The sequence below is a fragment of the Xanthomonas sp. GW genome (assembly GCF_014236815.1).
Taxonomy (GTDB): domain Bacteria; phylum Pseudomonadota; class Gammaproteobacteria; order Xanthomonadales; family Xanthomonadaceae; genus Xanthomonas_A.
The window spans coordinates 5,141,438-5,158,531 of the sequence record NZ_CP051189.1 but is presented as its reverse complement, the minus strand read 5'-3'; the positions used below and the strand labels follow the sequence as shown (position 1 = coordinate 5,158,531).

Genomic DNA, 17,094 nt, shown 5'->3' with positions numbered 1-17,094 from the left:
AATGCACACCGAGACTGCGCCGTACCAAGGACATGGCCGCCGCGTCGCGACGCTGGCGTTGCTGTTGGCCATCGCGCCATGCGCGGCACTTGCCGCCGAAGCGCCGCCGTACCTGGACACCCAGCGCAGTTTCGAGCAGCGCGCCGCGGACCTGGTGTCGCGGATGACGCTGGAGGAAAAGGCCGCGCAGATGCAGAACGCCGCGCCGGCGATCCCGCGCCTGGGCGTGCCGGCCTACGACTGGTGGAACGAAGCGCTGCACGGCGTGGCCCGCGCCGGCGGCGCCACCGTGTTCCCGCAGGCGATCGGCATGGCGGCCACCTTCGACGTGCCGCTGATGCACGACGTCTCCACCGCGATCAGCGACGAGGCGCGCGCCAAGCACCATGAGGCGCTGCGCCACGACCAGCACGCGCGCTACCAGGGCCTGACCTTCTGGTCGCCGAACATCAACATCTTCCGCGACCCACGCTGGGGCCGTGGCCAGGAAACCTACGGCGAGGATCCGTTCCTCACCGCGCGCATGGGCGTGACCTTCGTGCAGGGCCTGCAGGGCGAGGGCGCGGACGTGCCGAAGAACGCGCAAGGCGAGGCCTACCGCAAGCTCGACGCCACCGCCAAGCACTTCGCCGTGCACAGCGGCCCGGAGGCCGACCGCCACCACTTCGACGCGCATCCGTCGCAGCGCGATCTCTACGAGACCTACCTGCCGGCGTTCGAAGCGCTGGTCAAGGAAGGGAAGGTGGATTCGGTGATGGGCGCCTACAATCGCGTGTTCGGCGAATCGGCCAGCGCCAGCAAGTTCCTGCTGCGCGACGTGCTGCGCGATCGGTGGGGCTTCGACGGCTACGTGGTGTCCGACTGCTGGGCGATCGTGGATATCTGGAAGAACCACAAGATCGTCGCCACCCGCGAGGAAGCCGCCGCGCTGGCGGTGAAGCACGGCACCGAATTGGAATGCGGCGAGGAGTACTCCACACTGCCGGCCGCCGTGCGCAAGGGGCTGATCAGCGAAGCCGAAGTCGACAAGGCGCTGCAGAAGCTGATGTATTCGCGCATGCGCCTGGGCATGTTCGATCCGCCGAACACCCTGCGCTGGGCGCAGATTCCCATTTCGGCCAACCAGTCGCCCGAACACGACGCATTGGCGCGGCGCACCGCGCGCGAATCGCTGGTGCTGCTGAAGAACGACGGCGTGCTGCCGTTGTCGCGGGCGAAGATCAAGCGCATCGCCGTGGTCGGCCCCACCGCCGACGACACCATGGCGCTGCTCGGCAACTACTACGGCACGCCGGCCGCGCCGGTCACCGTGCTGCAGGGCATCCGCGAGGCCGCGCCCGACGCCGAAGTGCTCTACGCACGCGGCGCCGACCTGGTCGAAGGCCGCGACGACCCCAACGCCACGCCGCTGATCGAACCGCAGTACCTGCGCCCGTCGGCCGACTCGCCCGAGCGCGGCCTGCGCGGCGAATATTTCCGCAACCGCGAGCTGTCCGGCACCCCGGCACTGGTGCGCACCGATGCGCAGATCGGCTTCAAGTGGGACCGCGGCTCGCCCACCGACAACCTGCTAGCGCGCGGCGAAGCCGGCCCGGACCAGGCCATCCCGGCCGACAACTTCAGCATCCGCTGGAGCGGAAAGCTGGTGCCGCCAGCCACCGGTACCTATCACCTGGAAACCGCGGCCGACGACGGCGTGCGCCTGTACCTCGACGGCAAGCGCGTGATCGATCGCTGGAGCGCCAGCGACCGCCTGCACGCCGACGGCATCGATGTGCGCCTGGAAGCCGGCCGCAGCTACGATCTGCGCCTGGAGTATTTCGAAGGCGAGCGCGATGCCGGCGTGCGCCTGGCCTGGCGCCAGCCCGGCGCCAAGCCGCCGTTGCAGGACGCGCTGGACGCGGCACGCCGCGCCGACGTGGTGGTATTCGTCGGCGGCCTCACCGGCGACGTAGAAGGCGAGGAGATGAAGGTCAACTATCCCGGCTTCGCCGGCGGCGACCGCACCGACCTGCGCCTGCCCAAGCCGCAGCGCGAGCTGCTCGAAGCGCTGCAGGGCACCGGCAAGCCGGTGGTGGCGGTGCTGACCACCGGTTCGGCGCTGGCCATCGACTGGGCGCAGCAGCACGTGCCGGCGATCCTGCTGGCCTGGTACCCCGGCCAGCGCGGCGGCAGCGCCGTGGCCGACGTCCTGTTCGGCGACGCCAACCCCGGCGGCCGACTGCCGGTGACGTTCTACAAGGAAAGCGAAAAGCTGCCCGCCTTCGACGACTACGCGATGCGCGGCCGCACCTACCGCTACTTCGCCGGCACCGCGCTGTACCCGTTCGGGCACGGCCTGTCGTACACCCAGTTCGCCTATTCCGACCTGCGCCTGGACCGCAGCAAGCTCGCGGCCAACGGCAGCCTGCATGCCACGCTCAAGGTGAAGAACACCGGCCAGCGCGCCGGCGACGAAGTGGTGCAGCTGTACCTGCGCCCGCTGTCGCCGCAGCGCGAACGCGCGAACAAGGAACTGCGCGGCTTCCAGCGCATCGCCCTGCAACCCGGCGAAACCCGCGAAGTGCGTTTCGCCATTTCCCCGCAGAGCGACCTGCGCATCTACGACGAAGCGCGCAAGGCCTACGTGGTGGACCCGGGCGACTACGAACTGCAGGTCGGCGCCTCCAGCAGCGACGTGCGCGCCCGCCAGCGCTTCAGCGTGCAGCCGTCGTCCGCGGCGGAGGCAACGCCGCGCCGGTGACCGCAATCGGTGGTGCGGGCCGTCACCGCTCGCACCACCGAAGCCGTGGCTGCAGACAGCCTCGAGCTTTTCAGCCCCAGGCAAGTAATCGACCACGCACCGGACCCCCACGATCCCCTGTAGGAGCGGCTTCAGCCGCGACCGCCTTACCGACCAAGCACCAGCCCGCCTCAGCTCCACTGTAGGAGGGGACTTCAGTCCCGACGGCCTTACCGACCAACCCCAGCCCGCCTAAGCTCCCTTGTAGGAGCGGCTTCAGCCGCGACCGCCTTACCGACCAAGCACCAGCCCACCTTAGCTCCACTGTGGGAGGGACTTCAGTCCCGACAGCCTTACCGACCAAGCCTCAGCCAGAAAAAATCCCCTCCTGGATCTCCCGTGACCGAACCACGCCTAACCGCCGCCACACTCACCAACCTGCCGCCGGCCATCGCCCGCCCAACCTACGCCCTGGACCGCCTCCGCATCGGCATCGTCCACCTCGGCGCAGGCGCCTTCCACCGCGCCCACCAGGCGGTCTATCTCGACGACCTGCTCGCAACCGAACCGGACTGGGCGATCAGCGCCGTCTCCCTGCACAGCCCGCAGGTCCGCGACGCTCTGCGCCCGCAGGACGGCCTCTACACCCTCGCCCTGCTCGACGAACCCCCCGAGCTGCGCATCATCGGCGCCATCCGCGAAGTGCTCTGCGCGCAGGACGAACAACCCGCCGTCCTCGCCCGCTTGGCCGACCCGGCGGTGCGCCTGGTCACCCTTACCGTCACCGAGAAAGGCTACTGCCTGGCCGGCGAACAGCTCGACTTCGCCCATCCGGACATCGTCCACGACTTGGCCGCCCCGCACGCCCCGCGCAGCGCCATCGGCTACCTCGTCGCCGGCCTGCGCGCACGCCTGCGCCTGGGCCTGGCGCCGTACACCGTGCTCAGCTGCGACAACCTGCCCGACAACGGCGGCAAGCTGCGCCGCGCCGTGCTGCAGTTCGCCCACACCATCGACCCGGCGCTGGCCGCCTGGATCGAAACCGAAGCCGCCTTCCCGCGCTCGATGGTCGACAGCATCACCCCGGCCAGCGACGACGCCCTGCGCGAACGCGTCGCCGCGCAACTCGGCTGCCACGACGCCTGGCCGATCCAGCGCGAGCGCTACAGCCAATGGGTGATCGAAGACCATTTCTGCAACGGCCGCCCCGCCTTCGAGCGCGCCGGCGTCACCCTGAGCGACGACATCGCCGGCTACGACCGCGCCAAGCTGCGCCTGCTCAACGGCCCGCACTCCGCGCTGGCCTACCTCGGCTCCCTGCTCGACCTGGACACCGTCGCCGACGCCATGCGCCACCCGCAACTGGCCGCCTTCGTCGAAACCCTGATGCGCGAAGACATCGCACCGACGTTACAGCCGATGCCTGGCTTCGACCCGCAGCACTACACTGGCGCCATCCTCGCCCGCTTCCGCAACCCCGCCATCGCCCACCGGTTGGCGCAGATCGCCTGGGATGGCTCACAAAAAATCCCGGTACGCCTGCTCGGCACCATCGCCGACGCTCTGGCCGCCGGCCGCCGCATCGACCGCCTGTGCCTGCCGATCGCGGCGTGGATGCAGTTTGTGAGGCGGCAGGCGCGCGATGGTGTGGCGTTGGTGGACCCGATGAGCGAGGTGCTGACCGGGATCGGGCGCGGTGCGACTGGTGATGCAGGAGGCGATGTGGAGGCGTTCCTCAAACTGGATACAGTGTTCGCTCCGCTATCGCAGGATGCGCGTTTCGTCGAGACGTTGCGAACGGCTTTTGCAATGCTGAGCGGCGATGACAGCGGGTCGAGTAGTGTGAAAAGAGCCCTTGAGTCGGCATAGATCCGCAGCAGTCATTCGACGACAAAAACGAATGACCTCAAGGATGTCATGCGCGAGATGGTCGACCTCCCGCCAAGTTCATTCGGAACTGATAGTGACGCCATAGACTTCATAAAAGGGGGCTGCTGGAGGTTCCGGATACTGGCGGCCCACCATCTGCTTGGCGAAGCATCGCAGCGCGGGAACGTTCGGATTGACTAGATACTCGGTCACCTTGCCTTGGCGGTCGACGGTTGCGACGGCCTTGAAGCTGCCGATGCCGGCAGCTCTCGCCTCGGGCGCGCAGGCCTGATACACCTGAGCCCAGAATTGGTTGTGCACCAAAAGCATCTCCCTTTCCCACAGCATGCCGCGGAAGGTCGACGTTTGCCGATCGCTTTCATCCTTCAATCCGTCCCAACGATCGGTGGATGAAAGCGGCGAGCAGTCGGCGCTACTCATGAAAACAGCGAGTACGAATGAAATCGCCAGCAGCGGCCGCATAGCTTTCCTTGGGGTGTACCTGATCTTGAGGTTTGAGCGTATCAGTGTAAGGCTGCAGCCACGCATCCAGCCATCCGAAGAGCAGCGCAAGCCCGCCTCACACGCATGGAACGAAATCAGATCGACCCCGCCTGGCCCAACGCACTGCGCTGGTTCCTTACGCAGGACCTGACCAGCTTCACCCCCTGGCACTTCATCACCCAAGCGTCGGAGCTGGCGTTCGCGTCGCGCGCATTCGCTCGCGAGGATGTGAGCGGTGGCGCCGTCTTCACCTTCGCCAGGCGCCAGGACCGCGACGACTTCGCGGGGTTGCTGGTGGTCGATGGACGCATCAGCGACACCGTCGTCTGCTTTCATCCCGTGTTCGCCGACAGTTCCCAGCCATCGCCGCGCACCTGGAACATCGTCGTCGCCAGCTTCGAGGACGTCTTCGCGTTCGTGGCGGGACAGGTGATCCCGGACATGAAGGAATGGGCGCTTGCGGAGGATGCAGCGGAGTTGTGAGCAAGACCCGGCGCTTCTCGGTGTTACCGTAGCTCCAGCCGCCAGCAGGCTTCCAGCGCAGGAGACCCCGATGTTCAAGAACCTCATTCCGAAGATCTTCTACGACCGCCTGCAGGACGGACTCGACTTCTTCGTCGACGGCCTGGGCTTTGCCGTCCAGTACCAGGACGGCACGATGGCGGTCGTCGCACGCGACGGCGCCAAGGCCTATTTGGTCGAGAACCCCGAGTGGGCGGCGAAGGACCGTCCGGAGCTCAGCATCGACACCGACGATGTCGATGCGATCTTCGCGGAAATGTCCGCACGCGTACCGCATCTGCTCCACCCGAATTGCAATACCGTCGCACTCCGGCCCTGGGGCTCGCGCGAGTTCGCGATGCTGGACAAGAGCACCGTGTGCGTGAATTTCCGTGAGTGGCCTCCAGAGGAGTGAGCCAGGGCGAGCGGCATCACCCGGATCGTGTCCGCACGCGGTGCGTGCATCACTGTAGTTCGGCGTCCAATTTTCGAGTCCGCCCGCTACCGTAGCTCGGGCAGCGTCGCGATCACCTTGATCTCGAACTGGAATCCATACAGTCAGGTGGCGCCGACGGCGGTAACCGTCGGGTATGGGGCGCTGCCCCTATCGGTGAAGGATCGCCAGCCGTGGCTCGCCAATCATCGATGCAGTGTGGGAGCTGTTCTCTTCCCAGGCTTCTGGCGTTCGCGGATACTCGCCGCAACGCCGCTTCCAGGCGCTTACATGACAGCTGGATACCAAGAGAACGACATGGCGTCTCAGAGAGATACGCCCTTCTGCTCGCAAGCTTGCAAGGGCGCTGAACGCAACCGCTCTTTCCGCAGCTGTACGCTGTGCGGTGCAATCTGGAACGGTCAAGGCGGCGCTGCAAGCAAAAACTACTGCAACAGTGCCTGGAAGATTTGCGTTGACTGCGCGACGCTTCAGCAGCGCTGTGTCGTCTGCGCCGAGAGGACGCCGGGGGTGCCACCGAGATGACGTTACGATCCTGCTCCATCGCCATGTTGGTGCTGTCGGTGCTCGCGCCGGCCGCGTACGTGGCCTATTTTTCCTGGCGCTTCAGCCAGTGGGCCGAGACGCAGGACGCTGGCGTGTGTGGCATGCCCCTGCTCGGGGCCTGGGGGCTCGGGTTGTTGGCCATGTGCTTTCTTTCCTTGGTTGCCCTGGGTATCGGGGTCGTGTCGTTTGTGCGTCTGCCTGCGCCTCGGCCGCGTCGCCGCCTCGCGGAGCTGCTGCTCCTGGCCTTGCCACTTCTCGTGGCTTCATCCGTCGTTGCCGTGGTCGTACTATGGAACTGACGTACTCGGGCGGAAGGTTTCGCAACCGCCCAACCCCCATGTGAGGCCCTGGCAGCATGTTCACGTACGCGGTTTTGGCATTCGCGGTGGTTGGCGGTATCGCTGGAGGTGCAGCGGTGCTGGTCGTGGCGTTCCTGCTTCCTCGCAAGTCGTGCCCGAAGTGCAAGACGCTCCTGCCGAGGTTCCGCAAGCCAAGTAATGCGCGCGAAGCGATGCTGGGGGGATGGCAATGCCCAGCGTGCGGCGCAAGAGTCGCGCGGGATGGCACGCTCTTGTCCAGTGGTACCGATGACGGGCTCGTTTGATACTTCAGGCCACATCGCTTCGTCGCACGGCTTAAATCCTTAGTTGTCGTCGCGTGCAACAGCGAAACCTCAGGAAACCTCAGGGTCAGGTTGACTTCTTAAGTGAACCTGACCCCGTTACTAGAAATGTTCGTCAGTCCATGGAGAGTTCATATGAAGAAGCTTCTTGCTGTGCTGCTGATCGCGGGCCTCGCCTACAGTGGGCCAATGCTCGCCCAATCGCCCAAGTCTCTCTTGCTCGGCAAATGGGTGCTCGATGTCGAAAGCGTGCAGGCTCCACTTGAGATGCGACCGAAAAGTGTGACGATGACGTACAGCGAGGCAGGCGACGGTAAGTGGCGGACGGATGCCGATGTCCTTGGTCGCGATGGACATGAAATCCATGCCACCGCGACCTATCCGCTCAATGGAACCGCTGCGCCAAGCAAGGGATATCCGACGGTCGATACCACGGCTGTGGCGCTGCCGACGCCGAACGTCATGGTGGCAGCGTTCTACCTGAAGGGAATGCCGCGCACCACACGCACCTACACTGTCGCCGCGGACGGCAAGACGATGCTCGAAACCGTTGTCTGGCTGAACATCAACGGCAAGCCGGAGATAACGACGAACCGTTTCAACCGCGCTGACTAGCCGGTGACGGGACAACGGGGCCGGGGAATATCGTTTGGACTAGATATTTCCTCTGGCCCCGGTCTGCTGATCTCGGCTGATGCATAGTGTTTTTTAAATTAAGCAGACCGCCGCAGGCGGGTCCGTTGTTAGGCCGCCGCTTCACTGAGGACACCTTCGTAGACAGAGAGGTCTTCGGTGGAGAAGCAGCAAAAGATGACCTCTTGAATAGAAGAAAAGTCTTGGCTGTACTTGCGAACAGTAGCGATGGCAACTCTCGCCGCTAGGGCGACAGGATAGCCATAGATTCCCGTGCTGATACTGGGAAAGGCGAGCGAGGCAGCGTCTTTAGCAGCGGCCAGCTCAATGGATCGACGGTAGCAGCAAGCCAAGAGTTCAGCTTCGCCGTTGGCGCCGCCCCGCCAAACAGGCCCAACCGTATGAATGATGTACTTGGCGGGTAGGCGATACCCCTTGGTGACCTTTGCGTCTCCAGTCTTGCAGCCTGCCAATAACCGGCACTCGTGGAGGAGATCTGGCCCCGCCGCCCGATGGATTGCGCCATCAACACCTCCGCCACCAAGCAGCGAGGAGTTGGCGGCATTCACGATCGCGTCGACCGATAGCTTTGTGATGTCTGATCGCAGGGCTCGAAGAGTCGCAGTCATTGAAAGAAGCCTAATGCCTGAGTTGAGCCGCACAGCATAGCGGCGTCGGCTTGATTGCGATCATGTTCGACTGGCACCTAACGCCTGAATTAGGCCGGCCCGCAGAAGGGCGGCGACTGAGCGCGAATATAGCCGAAGGCGTGCACTTTGGCGTTGCCTTCATTTGGGCTCGGCTTGAATGGATTGTTAGGTGTAGCAGGCCTACATTGCTATTGAAACGGACACGTCCTCAACCACGTCTTTGTCGTCGAATGAGAAGCCAGTCGAGCAGTAGCCACCGCCCCGCCAGTTGCTTGAGATCGGGCGAGTAAGGCTGTACCAGTGTCGCGATGTCCGCGGATTGACCCAGTCGGGTTGTCCAAGCCTGCGATAGAGCTCTTGGCGGTCAAGGCCGATATAGCCATGCAAAAGATTGTCAGAAGGGCATGCGACGGGTGTTGGCGAGGGGTCCCCAACAGGCATGGCGCGGAATGCAGCAAGTTGGCGGCCTAATGTATCCAATCCAGAAGTCGTATGGTTTTGTCCATGCGCAGTAGGCACAGATACCAGAAAAGCGAGTAAGACGGTCGCGAATTTCATGACCTTCACCTAGCGCCTGAGTTGAGCCGATTTGCGAAGCAAGTTCGGCTTGAACGAATTGTTAGGCCTCATTGTGAGGGGCCTTTAGTGGGGAGCCGAACCTCACTGAAGCGCATGCGCGAAAGGTTGCCTTGCCCCTGGAGCACACCTTGCGACACCAGGGCCCTAACGCGTTCAGCGTAGAAGATGTCCGGTATGTCATGAAACCGGTCTGGGCATGCATCCATTGCCATACCTACAACATAAGCGACTTTGCGCCACTGAGTGTGGCAGTTTGCGGTGAGGGCATGGTCGATTGCCCGGATGTCGTCCGGGCCAAGTGCCGCTACAGATGCCGCCTCATCTGCGTCGAGTGCTGGATCGTCTATGTCGCCGGTCATCGCAGTGTCTCTTATGAGGCCTAACGCCTGAATTAAGCCGCCCCAATGTTATAATAACAGGGTCGGGTTGAATTATTAAGTAAACCTGACCCCGTTATTAACCGTTTCAATCGAGTGGAATAGCCGATAACGGGGCAATGGGGCCGGGGAATATCGCTTGAGCTGGATGGTTCCTCTGGGCCCGCTGTTGCTGCGTGCGTGCGTCGGCGGTTGGAGATGCTGTAGCGGCTGACAGAGTTGGCATGCGACGTATACGCAATAAGCGCAACTCAGGCTATCGATGACAAGTAGCTACCGATCGAAAGCCCACTTGGCTCGACTTGGTCTTGCAGATGGACCACCTTGCCACCCAATTCAGAGGCCAACTTTAAAGGGCCTGTTTTATTCATTCGCTCGTTCGTTAGCACAATAGAGCTGAGCGATTTGGCGGCTAAGGAGGCGTCTGCTTGATTCTTGCCTAATCCTGACTTGGCCTTCTTACCTGATCGAAGTTGTTGCTCAAGCTTAGGTGTTGCGTAGAAATTTCTTTCCTCTACTGATTGCCAGACGCCAACGTTGAAGCCCCCATAGACCTGAATTGGTGATGGTGTGCCATCTGGCTCAAGTGTTTGAAAGCCAAATGCGTAGCTTGTTTTGACAGGGGCACTACTTATAAATTGCTTGATGTAAGCCTTGAGTGGGCCTTTGTCTGTGCCATCACTCCCGACGTCAGGAATTGCGGCTAGCTCAATTTCAACTTCGCGAGTTAAATAAATCGAAAATTGGCGCTGTGGCAGCTCTTTCGCAAGGTCGACTGCCTTTTCGTAAAAGTAGTTCCAAGCACAGCTATCAATGTACACGGCAATGGTCACGAGATACGCACTCACACATTTTTATGAATATAACACTAAAAGTGAAGTCGCTCCGTGAAGCGGGGTCGGCCTGAATATTTAGTTTTCAAATTATTCAAAATCTTCGCCAGTGTCAATCAGGTCGACTAAAGTTACTCCTTTGTGCTGGGCGATAGTTAGCAGTAGCCTAGCGCGACAGCCCTCGCACCAAAGACCAACCGTCAAGCCGTGGCGACGGGAGCTGGGGTTGTCACGAAGGAGCGTATCTGTCGTGCAGCTACCATCAACGACCTGGACGTGAAGGCCAGTGGCCGCGTCCTCGCCGCGCTCAAAGATATCAATCTGATAGTGGTGCAGGTAGTTGAACATGCAACGAGGACAAAGTAATTCGGCGCCCTCGCCCTCGTTATAATCCGCGAATTTGAGTTGCATTGAAGTATCTCCTGAGGCTAAAAACTTGGATTAAGCCGAGGAACAAAGGAGACGTAGGAAATATCTATTTCAAGCGGATATTTCCTCTGGCCCCTTTGTTGCGGCCTTATCAGCAATACCGGGGTCAGGTTGACTTCTTAAGTGAACCTGACCCTATTAATTTGACGCTGGCCGATGGAGCCGGTATCGCGATGGCTCCAGCGCTTACACGCACTGCCTGCGGCAGTACGCGAACAGATGACGCTGGCGCTGTAAACGTGGGGATACCTAAGAACCTGACCCTATTATTTTTATCACTGGATAATCTTCTTCGCCTGCATCCACGCCATAACATTCGGCAGATTGACCGGCTCAGGAATTCGGGCGGCTGCTAGCATTCTATGCACTCGTTGTTCTCGCCTTACCGCATCATTCGGGAGATTGACCCAGGCGGTATTACCCGTCTTGATTAATTCTAACCGTTGCTGAAGAAGGACTTCACTGGCCTTGGCTACACTTAGAGCCGCATCGAACGTACAGATTAGTTTTCGAACCAGGGTTGCGAAGAGAATGCAATCTCTAGTATTTAGAGCAATGCGCTTTCCCAAGGTAAGCGTGGGGAGTGCAAAAAGGTGACGGAACGGATTGGGTGCGACACCTTGAACAGCCAATAACCTAATTTGAGCATCTAGCACGTTTTGTGTGGCGAATCCATCAGAATGAATGAACGCGTTTCGGCACTCTTTGAAGAAGCGGTAGGCAATGAGGTGCTCTTCGATAACTGCCCATCTATTGAGCTTCGATTTCTTAAGGGTTGGAAGAAATTCAGTTGCCATGAGATGTGAGATCGGAGTATTTGCGTCTTGGATAGTGACGATATAACCGGTCCTATTTCCTCTCTTGCCTACCCCGCTGGGGAACTGAAGTTGCTTGGCATTCCGATCAGCTGACGAGGCGGGAAAAATGTCACCGCACACTTTTTCTGCCCAGCTTTCATAAAGAGTACAAGCTTCGAAGAGGATCCATTTGGCAAATTCCTCTTCGTGCTCTGGCCAATCGGTTTTGAGAAAAATCCGATCAAGATCAATTCCCCCTGGTAGGGGAAGGCCTGAGAGAAACTTGCCTCTGACTTCGCTGGCTTTCAGGCTTGGAAACTGACTCTTGAATCCTCTAACTTGCCACCACAGTTCCCTTAATCCGGCGTAGCTCGCCCATACAAATCCGAAGGTATCCCCGAGACGATTATCGACACTTTGGGTCGCTTGGAAAAAGAAAGGTGGCTTGGAACTGGGCATATTGGGTAGTTAAAACCTAAGTTAATCGCATCGCGAAGGGGCGTAATTGCTAGACTGTACGCCCAGCAGGCTTCTCTGAGGCGTCGTAATCTAACCGAAGCCTTTCATTTCCCAGTAGTGGACTATCAGATGACACCTCAATTATGTAGCGGATCGCATCGTGGATGTTCTGTGCTGCGCTTTTCGCATCAGCAACTCCGCTAGTTATTGCGGCGACAATCATTAGGATGCCAACAATTTTTGACCAGGACGGATACTTTGATGCAGCTTCAGATTTTGCCTCATTTATGTAATTATTAATTATTTTCTTCTGTTCAATGGAAATTTGTATAGATGATTCAACAACTAAAGCCGCAGCGTCAATTAGCTCCACAACCCTTTTGGGATGAAGCTGAGATGGCTTAAAAAGATCATTGTCGCCATAGTTTCGATGGCTATAGTGAGAGTGGAAAGCAAGCAGGGAAGCGCGCAGACGCTGCAAGCCAAGAATCGTTTTTTGAATTGAGATTTGGGTATCGCTGACTAGAGAATTCCCGCTGTAGATGCGTCCGATGTACGGCATGGAAGATAGGATGTCTAGCAATGACAGTGAGAGCTCATCAGGCTTCAAGCGTGTATTTGCGATTCTGAGCTGGAGAGCTATGAGTCCGATTTGCTCTAAAATATTCGAAGATTTTTCGATTTCATCTATTTCAGAGGCAGCCTGTTTGTCTATGACGATGATCGTCCTTTTCGCGCTCGCCAATTTTTCAGGAAGCTCCTTCATCATCGATATGACAGAGCCACTATTTCCGTATCGCAAAGCTCTTCTCAGCCCATACGCATTTAACATCCTCCGATTTGCCGCAATGAACACGCAAAATTCTTCGATTTGCTCTAAATCATCAGCAAATCCGTCAATCTCATGGATCTCCACGAAATCCCCCCGCGTTGCCTAGTTAATGTTAATTGATATGCTGGACTGTAATTCATACGGCCATATTTTTAATTCTAGCTGTTTTCTTTAGTTGCATAATAACAAAAATTTACCCGACTACATGTGTGTAGTATTTTTCCAAATGCTGGCCATATCTGGAAATTTGCAATATGACCGTAGCATCACAACTACGGACTCACAAGCATCCTGCGAACCTCATCGGTAGACAGTTGATTTGTATTTGTGCGATCTCTTTCTAACAAAGCTTTTAATATCGGATAGAAGCCCGTTGACAAAGTTCGATGACAAGTTACATGATTGAAGCGCTGCGGCACATTCCGCAGCCGGGATTGACAGCCTGAAACCACAAGGCGCACCAGCGTCCATTGCTCGATGTCGGCGCTTTTCTTTTTGTCCGGCTTTCGGGATGGGTCGCGTGCTCGTCCTTTGGCGGGCGGTGTGCGGAGGCCGAAAGGTCTGCCGGTTCCTTGTGGCCGGTCTGTCAACCGCGCACCGTCCGCCACCTCGGTTGACAGCGAGTCGGTGGATTCCTCAGCACACAAGGAGTCCGACATGCACCGTTTCAACAGAACCACCTTCACTCCCCCCAAGGCTGCGTCCGCGTCGCGTACACCCAAGCGCCGCGCTCGATCAGCCGACACGCAGGCCGCTGAGCATCCAACGGCCGTAGATGCCTCCCCATCGATCACACCGGCCGCGTCGCGCCTGCGCTTCCGCGTGCCCGAGCGCTGCACGATGAGTTACCAGCACTACGACGTGCGCCGCGCCGAGGATGTCGTCGGCTGTGCGGTGCCCAAGTTACGCCTGTCCGGGCGCTGGTTGGAGCAGTACGGTTTTGCCGTGGGCGATGCGTTGCGGGTGACGGTGGGGCGCGGGGTGTTGTTGATCAGCCGCGTGCCGGCTGCGGTCGTGCCATCGGCGCGGGCTGCGGGGAAGAAGAAGGCGCGGGCAACGCGCGCCGCTTCGCCTCCGCTGCGATCCAAGGTCTGACGTTATTGGTGTGCGCACGTCCTTGTGGCATGCGCCGCCATAGCCACGCCAGCGTCGCGTGAGGCGGCGACTGGCGTGGTGTCGGTGGTCGGTCTCTCGCTGCGCTATTGCCAGCGTCGACCCCGAGGTTCACTCGGCGTTTTCAAGATCGAAACGTCGCCCTGCTACCGTGCGCGCCAGGCAAGTGCCTGGCCTCCAAAGGAGTGAGCGTGAACGAGACCGATGCGTATGTCCTCGATTCAATCCGGAAGTGGGTCTGGTCCGGCTACTACTCTGAGTCCGAGATCCGCGAGGAGATGCTCGACGACATTCTGGAAGACGATTGCGATGAACCGATGCTGCGTGCCGCGGTCGGCGGCCAGTGGCAGGCCAAGCAGCAGGCGGAGCAGGGCTGGCCGGCGCAGACCGAGTGCGATCGCCTGGACGCGGTGTTCGAGCAGTTGCACGACGTGGGCATCTGCGCGCTGGCGAATGCCGGCTACACGATGTCCGATGGTCACACCGAGGTGACCGAGGCGGTGGCGGAGGCGCCGGAGGGCGAGTACCGCGGCTATTGTTTCTACCACGGGCAGGATGTGGAGTGCGCGGTGGATGGCGGTGGGTTGTTTATCGCGTTCGGGGATTTGCAGGGTGGGGCGGATGCGGATCTTGCGGTCGGGCGGCAGGTCGCTGCGGCGTTGGTGGATGCGGGATTTGTATTGGCGTGGGATGGGACGTCGAAGATGCGGATCGCAGTGCCTGGGTTTGTTTGGTTGCGGCGGTTTCGGGAGTAGTTGGGAGTTTTCTTGCAAGTGGTGGGGCGATGCAGATGGCGCGTCTCCGGCAGGCGCGCTGGGCGTTGTCGGTGAGGCGGGTCGCGGCTGAAGCCGCTCCTACAGGAAGCAGGGAGCAGGGAGCGGCGGTTGGCGATGCATTCCGGATGCCGGAGCTGCGGCGTGGCACTGCCGCCTGCTCCGCGATCAAGGCGTCCGAATGAAATCCACGAACGCGCGTAGCGGGGCCGGCAGGTGGCGGCGCCCGGGGTAGTAGAGGAATGGGCCGCTGAAGCTTTGCCACCATGGTTCCAGCACCGGCTGCAGCGCACCGCTGTCCAGGTGCGGGCGCAGCCAGTCTTCGAACAGGTGGATCACGCCCAGGCCGCCGACGGCGGCGTCGATGGCCAGGTCCACTGCGGCGCCCAGGCGCACCAATAGCGGGCCGGTCGGTTCGACCAGCACGACCTCGCCGTCGCGTTCGAATTCCCAGGCGGGGATGGCGCCGCTGGCGAACTGGCCGCGCAGGCAGGCGTGCGTGAGCAGGTCGCGCGGGTGTTGTGGGTGCCCGTGCGCGGCGAGGTACTCGGGCGCGGCAGCGGTGGCGAAGCGCTGCACGCGCGGGCCGATCGGCACGGCGATCATGTCCTGCTCCAGCCGCTCGTCGTAGCGGATGCCGGCATCGCAGCCGGCCGCCAGCATGTCGACGAAGCTGTCTTCCACGATCACTTCCAGCCTGATCTCCGGATAGGCCTTCAGGAACGGGGTGACGATCGCCGGCAGCACCAGGCGCGCGGCAGCGCCGGGCACGTTGAGGCGCAGGGTGCCGCTGGGGCGGTCGCGGAAGCCGTTGACCACGTCCAGCGCCGCTTCCACTTCGTCGAGGGCGGGGATCAGGCGCTCGGCCAGGCGCGCGCCGGCTTCGGTGGGCAGCACGCTGCGGGTGGTGCGGTTGAACAGGCGCACGCCGAGGCGGGTTTCCAGGCGCCGCACGGCCTCGCTCAGGCTGGAGGCGGAGCTGCCGCTGAGCCGGGCGCCTTCGCGGAAGCCGCCGCCGCGCAGCACCGCCAGGAAGGCGAAGAGGTCTTGCAGGTCCGTGGTCATTGTTCGAGATCCCGCACAGCCCGTGCCGATTCGACCGGATTATCGCGCATCGGCGCGCGGCCTACAGTGCAGGCCTCACCCGGGCTTCGGCCCAGCACTTCTGGAGGCAGTCATGAGCAAGCTTTCGACAGCTGGCACCTTTTCCCTCGGCGACCGCCGCGTGACCCGCATCGGCTACGGCGCGATGCAGCTGGCCGGGCCGGGCGTGTTCGGGCCGCCCAAGGACCAAGCCGCGGCGCTGGCGGTGTTGCGCGAGGTGGTTGCCGCGGGCGTGGACCACATCGACACCAGCGATTTCTACGGGCCGCACATCACCAACCAGCTGATCCGCGAGGCGCTGCATCCGTATCCGCAGCAGCTGACCATCGTCACCAAGGTCGGCGCCATGCGCGGCGGCGACGCATCCTGGCTGCCGGCGCAAAGCCCGGCCGAGCTGACCCAGGCGGTGCACGACAATCTGCGCAACCTTGGCCTGGAGGTGCTGGATGTGGTCAACCTGCGGGTGATGCTGGATGCGTACAAGCCCAGCGAGGGTTCGATCGAGGCGCAGTTCAGCGCGCTCGCCGAGCTGCAGCGGCGCGGGCTGATCCGGCATCTCGGCATCAGCAACGCCACGGCCGCGCAGGTGCAGCAAGCGCGGGGCATCGCCAAGGTGGTGTGCGTGCAGAACCACTACAACCTCGCGCACCGCGCCGACGATGCGCTGATCGACGCGCTCGGCCGCGACGGCATCGCCTATGTGCCGTTCTTCCCGCTCGGCGGCTTCTCTCCGTTGCAGTCCGACTCGCTGTCGTCCATTGCACAGGAACTCGGCGTGACGCCGATGCAGGTGGCACTGGCCTGGCTGCTGGCGCGGGCGCCGAACATCCTGCTGATCCCGGGCACCTCGTCGGTTGCGCATCTGCGGGAGAACCTGGCGGCGGCTGAGCTGTCGTTGTCGGCCGATGTCCTAGCTGCGTTGGATCGGATCGGGCAAGAGGGCGGCTGAGAAAAGCAACGCAAATCAGCGTGCGTGTCGCAGCGACGCCGACTCCTGGCTACAGCGCGAAGACGTTTGAATTCTCTCTGTAGGAGCGGCTTTAGCCGCGACGAACGAAGCGGCAGATATAGCGGCGGCGCGAATGGTTGGATTGAAAGCGTCCACTGTGGATGCCTGCCGTGAAAAGAGCAGCCTGGGGCGCCGTGAAAATGTCTCGGTCGGCCGTACCCTCATCCGGCGCTACGCGCCACCTTCTCCCGGGGGGAGAAGGGGACTGGGCTTCCGGACTTCTCAAACCAGCGTCCCTCGATTTCTTCCTCAACGACGGCCAGACGTTCTTCGTTACGTTGCTCAGAT

The 17,094-nt window shown here is 61.2% G+C and carries 18 protein-coding genes; 9 read left to right on the top strand and 9 right to left on the bottom strand.

Annotated features, from left to right (window positions below):
- The first annotated feature begins 1 nt into the window (after window position 1).
- Together HEP73_RS22125 and HEP73_RS22120 are read left to right on the top strand one after the other, a co-directional pair.
- Entirely contained in the window at window positions 2-2,743 is a 2,742-nt protein-coding gene (locus HEP73_RS22125) for a glycoside hydrolase family 3 protein (RefSeq protein WP_255423607.1), read from the top strand.
- Window positions 2,744-3,121: 378 nt separating this feature from the next.
- Window positions 3,122-4,591: a mannitol dehydrogenase family protein gene (locus HEP73_RS22120; protein ID WP_185821592.1), complete on the top strand. Its 1,470-nt coding sequence runs from the start codon at window positions 3,122-3,124 to the stop codon at window positions 4,589-4,591.
- A gap of 78 nt (window positions 4,592-4,669) precedes the next feature.
- On the opposite strand, the gene HEP73_RS22115 is transcribed toward HEP73_RS22120, so the two are convergent.
- Window positions 4,670-5,074, bottom strand: coding sequence for a hypothetical protein (locus HEP73_RS22115; protein ID WP_179570163.1), 405 nt, complete (start codon window positions 5,072-5,074; stop codon window positions 4,670-4,672).
- A gap of 105 nt (window positions 5,075-5,179) precedes the next feature.
- Between HEP73_RS22115 and HEP73_RS22110 the strand changes: the two genes are divergently transcribed.
- The 4 genes from HEP73_RS22110 to HEP73_RS22095 all read left to right on the top strand — a co-directional run bounded on the left by HEP73_RS22110 (window position 5,180) and on the right by HEP73_RS22095 (window position 7,833).
- Complete coding sequence (locus tag HEP73_RS22110; RefSeq protein ID WP_185821591.1) at window positions 5,180-5,578, top strand: hypothetical protein; 399 nt, start codon at window positions 5,180-5,182, stop codon at window positions 5,576-5,578.
- A gap of 70 nt (window positions 5,579-5,648) precedes the next feature.
- Window positions 5,649-6,011 carry a VOC family protein gene (locus HEP73_RS22105; protein WP_179570159.1) on the top strand — a complete coding sequence of 121 codons (363 nt, stop codon included), beginning with the start codon at window positions 5,649-5,651 and terminating at the stop codon, window positions 6,009-6,011.
- 560 nt (window positions 6,012-6,571) lie between these two features.
- Window positions 6,572-6,895, top strand: coding sequence for a hypothetical protein (locus tag HEP73_RS22100; RefSeq protein ID WP_185821590.1), 324 nt, complete (start codon window positions 6,572-6,574; stop codon window positions 6,893-6,895).
- A gap of 458 nt (window positions 6,896-7,353) precedes the next feature.
- Window positions 7,354-7,833: a hypothetical protein gene (locus HEP73_RS22095; RefSeq protein WP_185821589.1), complete on the top strand. Its 480-nt coding sequence runs from the start codon at window positions 7,354-7,356 to the stop codon at window positions 7,831-7,833.
- Between the two features lie 128 nt (window positions 7,834-7,961).
- On the opposite strand, the gene HEP73_RS22090 is transcribed toward HEP73_RS22095, so the two are convergent.
- The 7 genes from HEP73_RS22090 to HEP73_RS22060 all read right to left on the bottom strand — a co-directional run bounded on the left by HEP73_RS22090 (window position 7,962) and on the right by HEP73_RS22060 (window position 12,891).
- A complete protein-coding gene (locus HEP73_RS22090; protein WP_185821588.1) occupies window positions 7,962-8,480 on the bottom strand; it encodes an O-acetyl-ADP-ribose deacetylase in 519 nt (172 codons plus the stop codon).
- Between the two features lie 201 nt (window positions 8,481-8,681).
- A complete protein-coding gene (locus HEP73_RS22085; RefSeq protein ID WP_185821587.1) occupies window positions 8,682-9,059 on the bottom strand; it encodes a hypothetical protein in 378 nt (125 codons plus the stop codon).
- 68 nt (window positions 9,060-9,127) lie between these two features.
- The gene (locus HEP73_RS22870; RefSeq protein WP_185821586.1) at window positions 9,128-9,439 is read right to left on the bottom strand and encodes a DUF3658 domain-containing protein; all 312 of its coding nucleotides are present in this window, start codon (window positions 9,437-9,439) and stop codon (window positions 9,128-9,130) included.
- A 269-nt stretch (window positions 9,440-9,708) separates the two neighbouring features.
- Window positions 9,709-10,290 (bottom strand): hypothetical protein, encoded by a 582-nt coding sequence (locus HEP73_RS22075; protein WP_185821585.1) that lies wholly within the window; start codon window positions 10,288-10,290, stop codon window positions 9,709-9,711.
- A gap of 90 nt (window positions 10,291-10,380) precedes the next feature.
- Window positions 10,381-10,701: a hypothetical protein gene (locus HEP73_RS22070; RefSeq protein WP_185821584.1), complete on the bottom strand. Its 321-nt coding sequence runs from the start codon at window positions 10,699-10,701 to the stop codon at window positions 10,381-10,383.
- A gap of 293 nt (window positions 10,702-10,994) precedes the next feature.
- Window positions 10,995-11,975 (bottom strand): hypothetical protein, encoded by a 981-nt coding sequence (locus tag HEP73_RS22065; protein WP_185821583.1) that lies wholly within the window; start codon window positions 11,973-11,975, stop codon window positions 10,995-10,997.
- A 49-nt stretch (window positions 11,976-12,024) separates the two neighbouring features.
- Window positions 12,025-12,891 (bottom strand): hypothetical protein, encoded by an 867-nt coding sequence (locus HEP73_RS22060; protein WP_185821582.1) that lies wholly within the window; start codon window positions 12,889-12,891, stop codon window positions 12,025-12,027.
- A 573-nt stretch (window positions 12,892-13,464) separates the two neighbouring features.
- On the opposite strand from HEP73_RS22060, the gene HEP73_RS22725 reads away from it, so the two are divergent.
- Window positions 13,465-13,902, top strand: a complete 438-nt coding sequence (locus HEP73_RS22725; protein WP_241094072.1) for a SymE family type I addiction module toxin — start codon at window positions 13,465-13,467, stop codon at window positions 13,900-13,902.
- Between the two features lie 209 nt (window positions 13,903-14,111).
- A complete protein-coding gene (locus tag HEP73_RS22050; protein WP_185821581.1) occupies window positions 14,112-14,675 on the top strand; it encodes a DUF6891 domain-containing protein in 564 nt (187 codons plus the stop codon).
- Window positions 14,676-14,861: 186 nt separating this feature from the next.
- Here the strand turns inward: HEP73_RS22050 and HEP73_RS22045 are convergent, their stop codons facing one another.
- The gene (locus HEP73_RS22045; protein WP_185821580.1) at window positions 14,862-15,758 is read right to left on the bottom strand and encodes a LysR family transcriptional regulator; all 897 of its coding nucleotides are present in this window, start codon (window positions 15,756-15,758) and stop codon (window positions 14,862-14,864) included.
- A gap of 112 nt (window positions 15,759-15,870) precedes the next feature.
- Between HEP73_RS22045 and HEP73_RS22040 the strand changes: the two genes are divergently transcribed.
- Window positions 15,871-16,746 (top strand): aldo/keto reductase family oxidoreductase, encoded by an 876-nt coding sequence (locus HEP73_RS22040; protein ID WP_185821579.1) that lies wholly within the window; start codon window positions 15,871-15,873, stop codon window positions 16,744-16,746.
- Window positions 16,747-17,094: the final 348 nt, after the last annotated feature.

Excerpts from the sequence above, each read along its gene's own strand:
- HEP73_RS22040 (WP_185821579.1), top strand. The coding sequence starts at position 15,871 with ATGAGCAAGCTTTCGACAGCTGGCACCTTTTCCCTCGGCGACCGCCGC.
- HEP73_RS22725 (WP_241094072.1), top strand. The coding sequence starts at position 13,465 with ATGCACCGTTTCAACAGAACCACCTTCACTCCCCCCAAGGCTGCGTCC.
- HEP73_RS22105 (WP_179570159.1), top strand. The coding sequence starts at position 5,649 with ATGTTCAAGAACCTCATTCCGAAGATCTTCTACGACCGCCTGCAGGAC.
- HEP73_RS22070 (WP_185821584.1), bottom strand. The coding sequence starts at position 10,701 with ATGCAACTCAAATTCGCGGATTATAACGAGGGCGAGGGCGCCGAATTA.
- HEP73_RS22085 (WP_185821587.1), bottom strand. The coding sequence starts at position 9,059 with ATGAAATTCGCGACCGTCTTACTCGCTTTTCTGGTATCTGTGCCTACT.
- HEP73_RS22115 (WP_179570163.1), bottom strand. The coding sequence starts at position 5,074 with ATGCGGCCGCTGCTGGCGATTTCATTCGTACTCGCTGTTTTCATGAGT.
- HEP73_RS22125 (WP_255423607.1), top strand. The coding sequence starts at position 2 with ATGCACACCGAGACTGCGCCGTACCAAGGACATGGCCGCCGCGTCGCG.
- HEP73_RS22110 (WP_185821591.1), top strand. The coding sequence starts at position 5,180 with ATGGAACGAAATCAGATCGACCCCGCCTGGCCCAACGCACTGCGCTGG.
- HEP73_RS22095 (WP_185821589.1), top strand. The coding sequence starts at position 7,354 with ATGAAGAAGCTTCTTGCTGTGCTGCTGATCGCGGGCCTCGCCTACAGT.
- HEP73_RS22870 (WP_185821586.1), bottom strand. The coding sequence starts at position 9,439 with ATGACCGGCGACATAGACGATCCAGCACTCGACGCAGATGAGGCGGCA.
- HEP73_RS22065 (WP_185821583.1), bottom strand. The coding sequence starts at position 11,975 with ATGCCCAGTTCCAAGCCACCTTTCTTTTTCCAAGCGACCCAAAGTGTC.
- HEP73_RS22100 (WP_185821590.1), top strand. The coding sequence starts at position 6,572 with ATGACGTTACGATCCTGCTCCATCGCCATGTTGGTGCTGTCGGTGCTC.
- HEP73_RS22090 (WP_185821588.1), bottom strand. The coding sequence starts at position 8,480 with ATGACTGCGACTCTTCGAGCCCTGCGATCAGACATCACAAAGCTATCG.
- HEP73_RS22045 (WP_185821580.1), bottom strand. The coding sequence starts at position 15,758 with ATGACCACGGACCTGCAAGACCTCTTCGCCTTCCTGGCGGTGCTGCGC.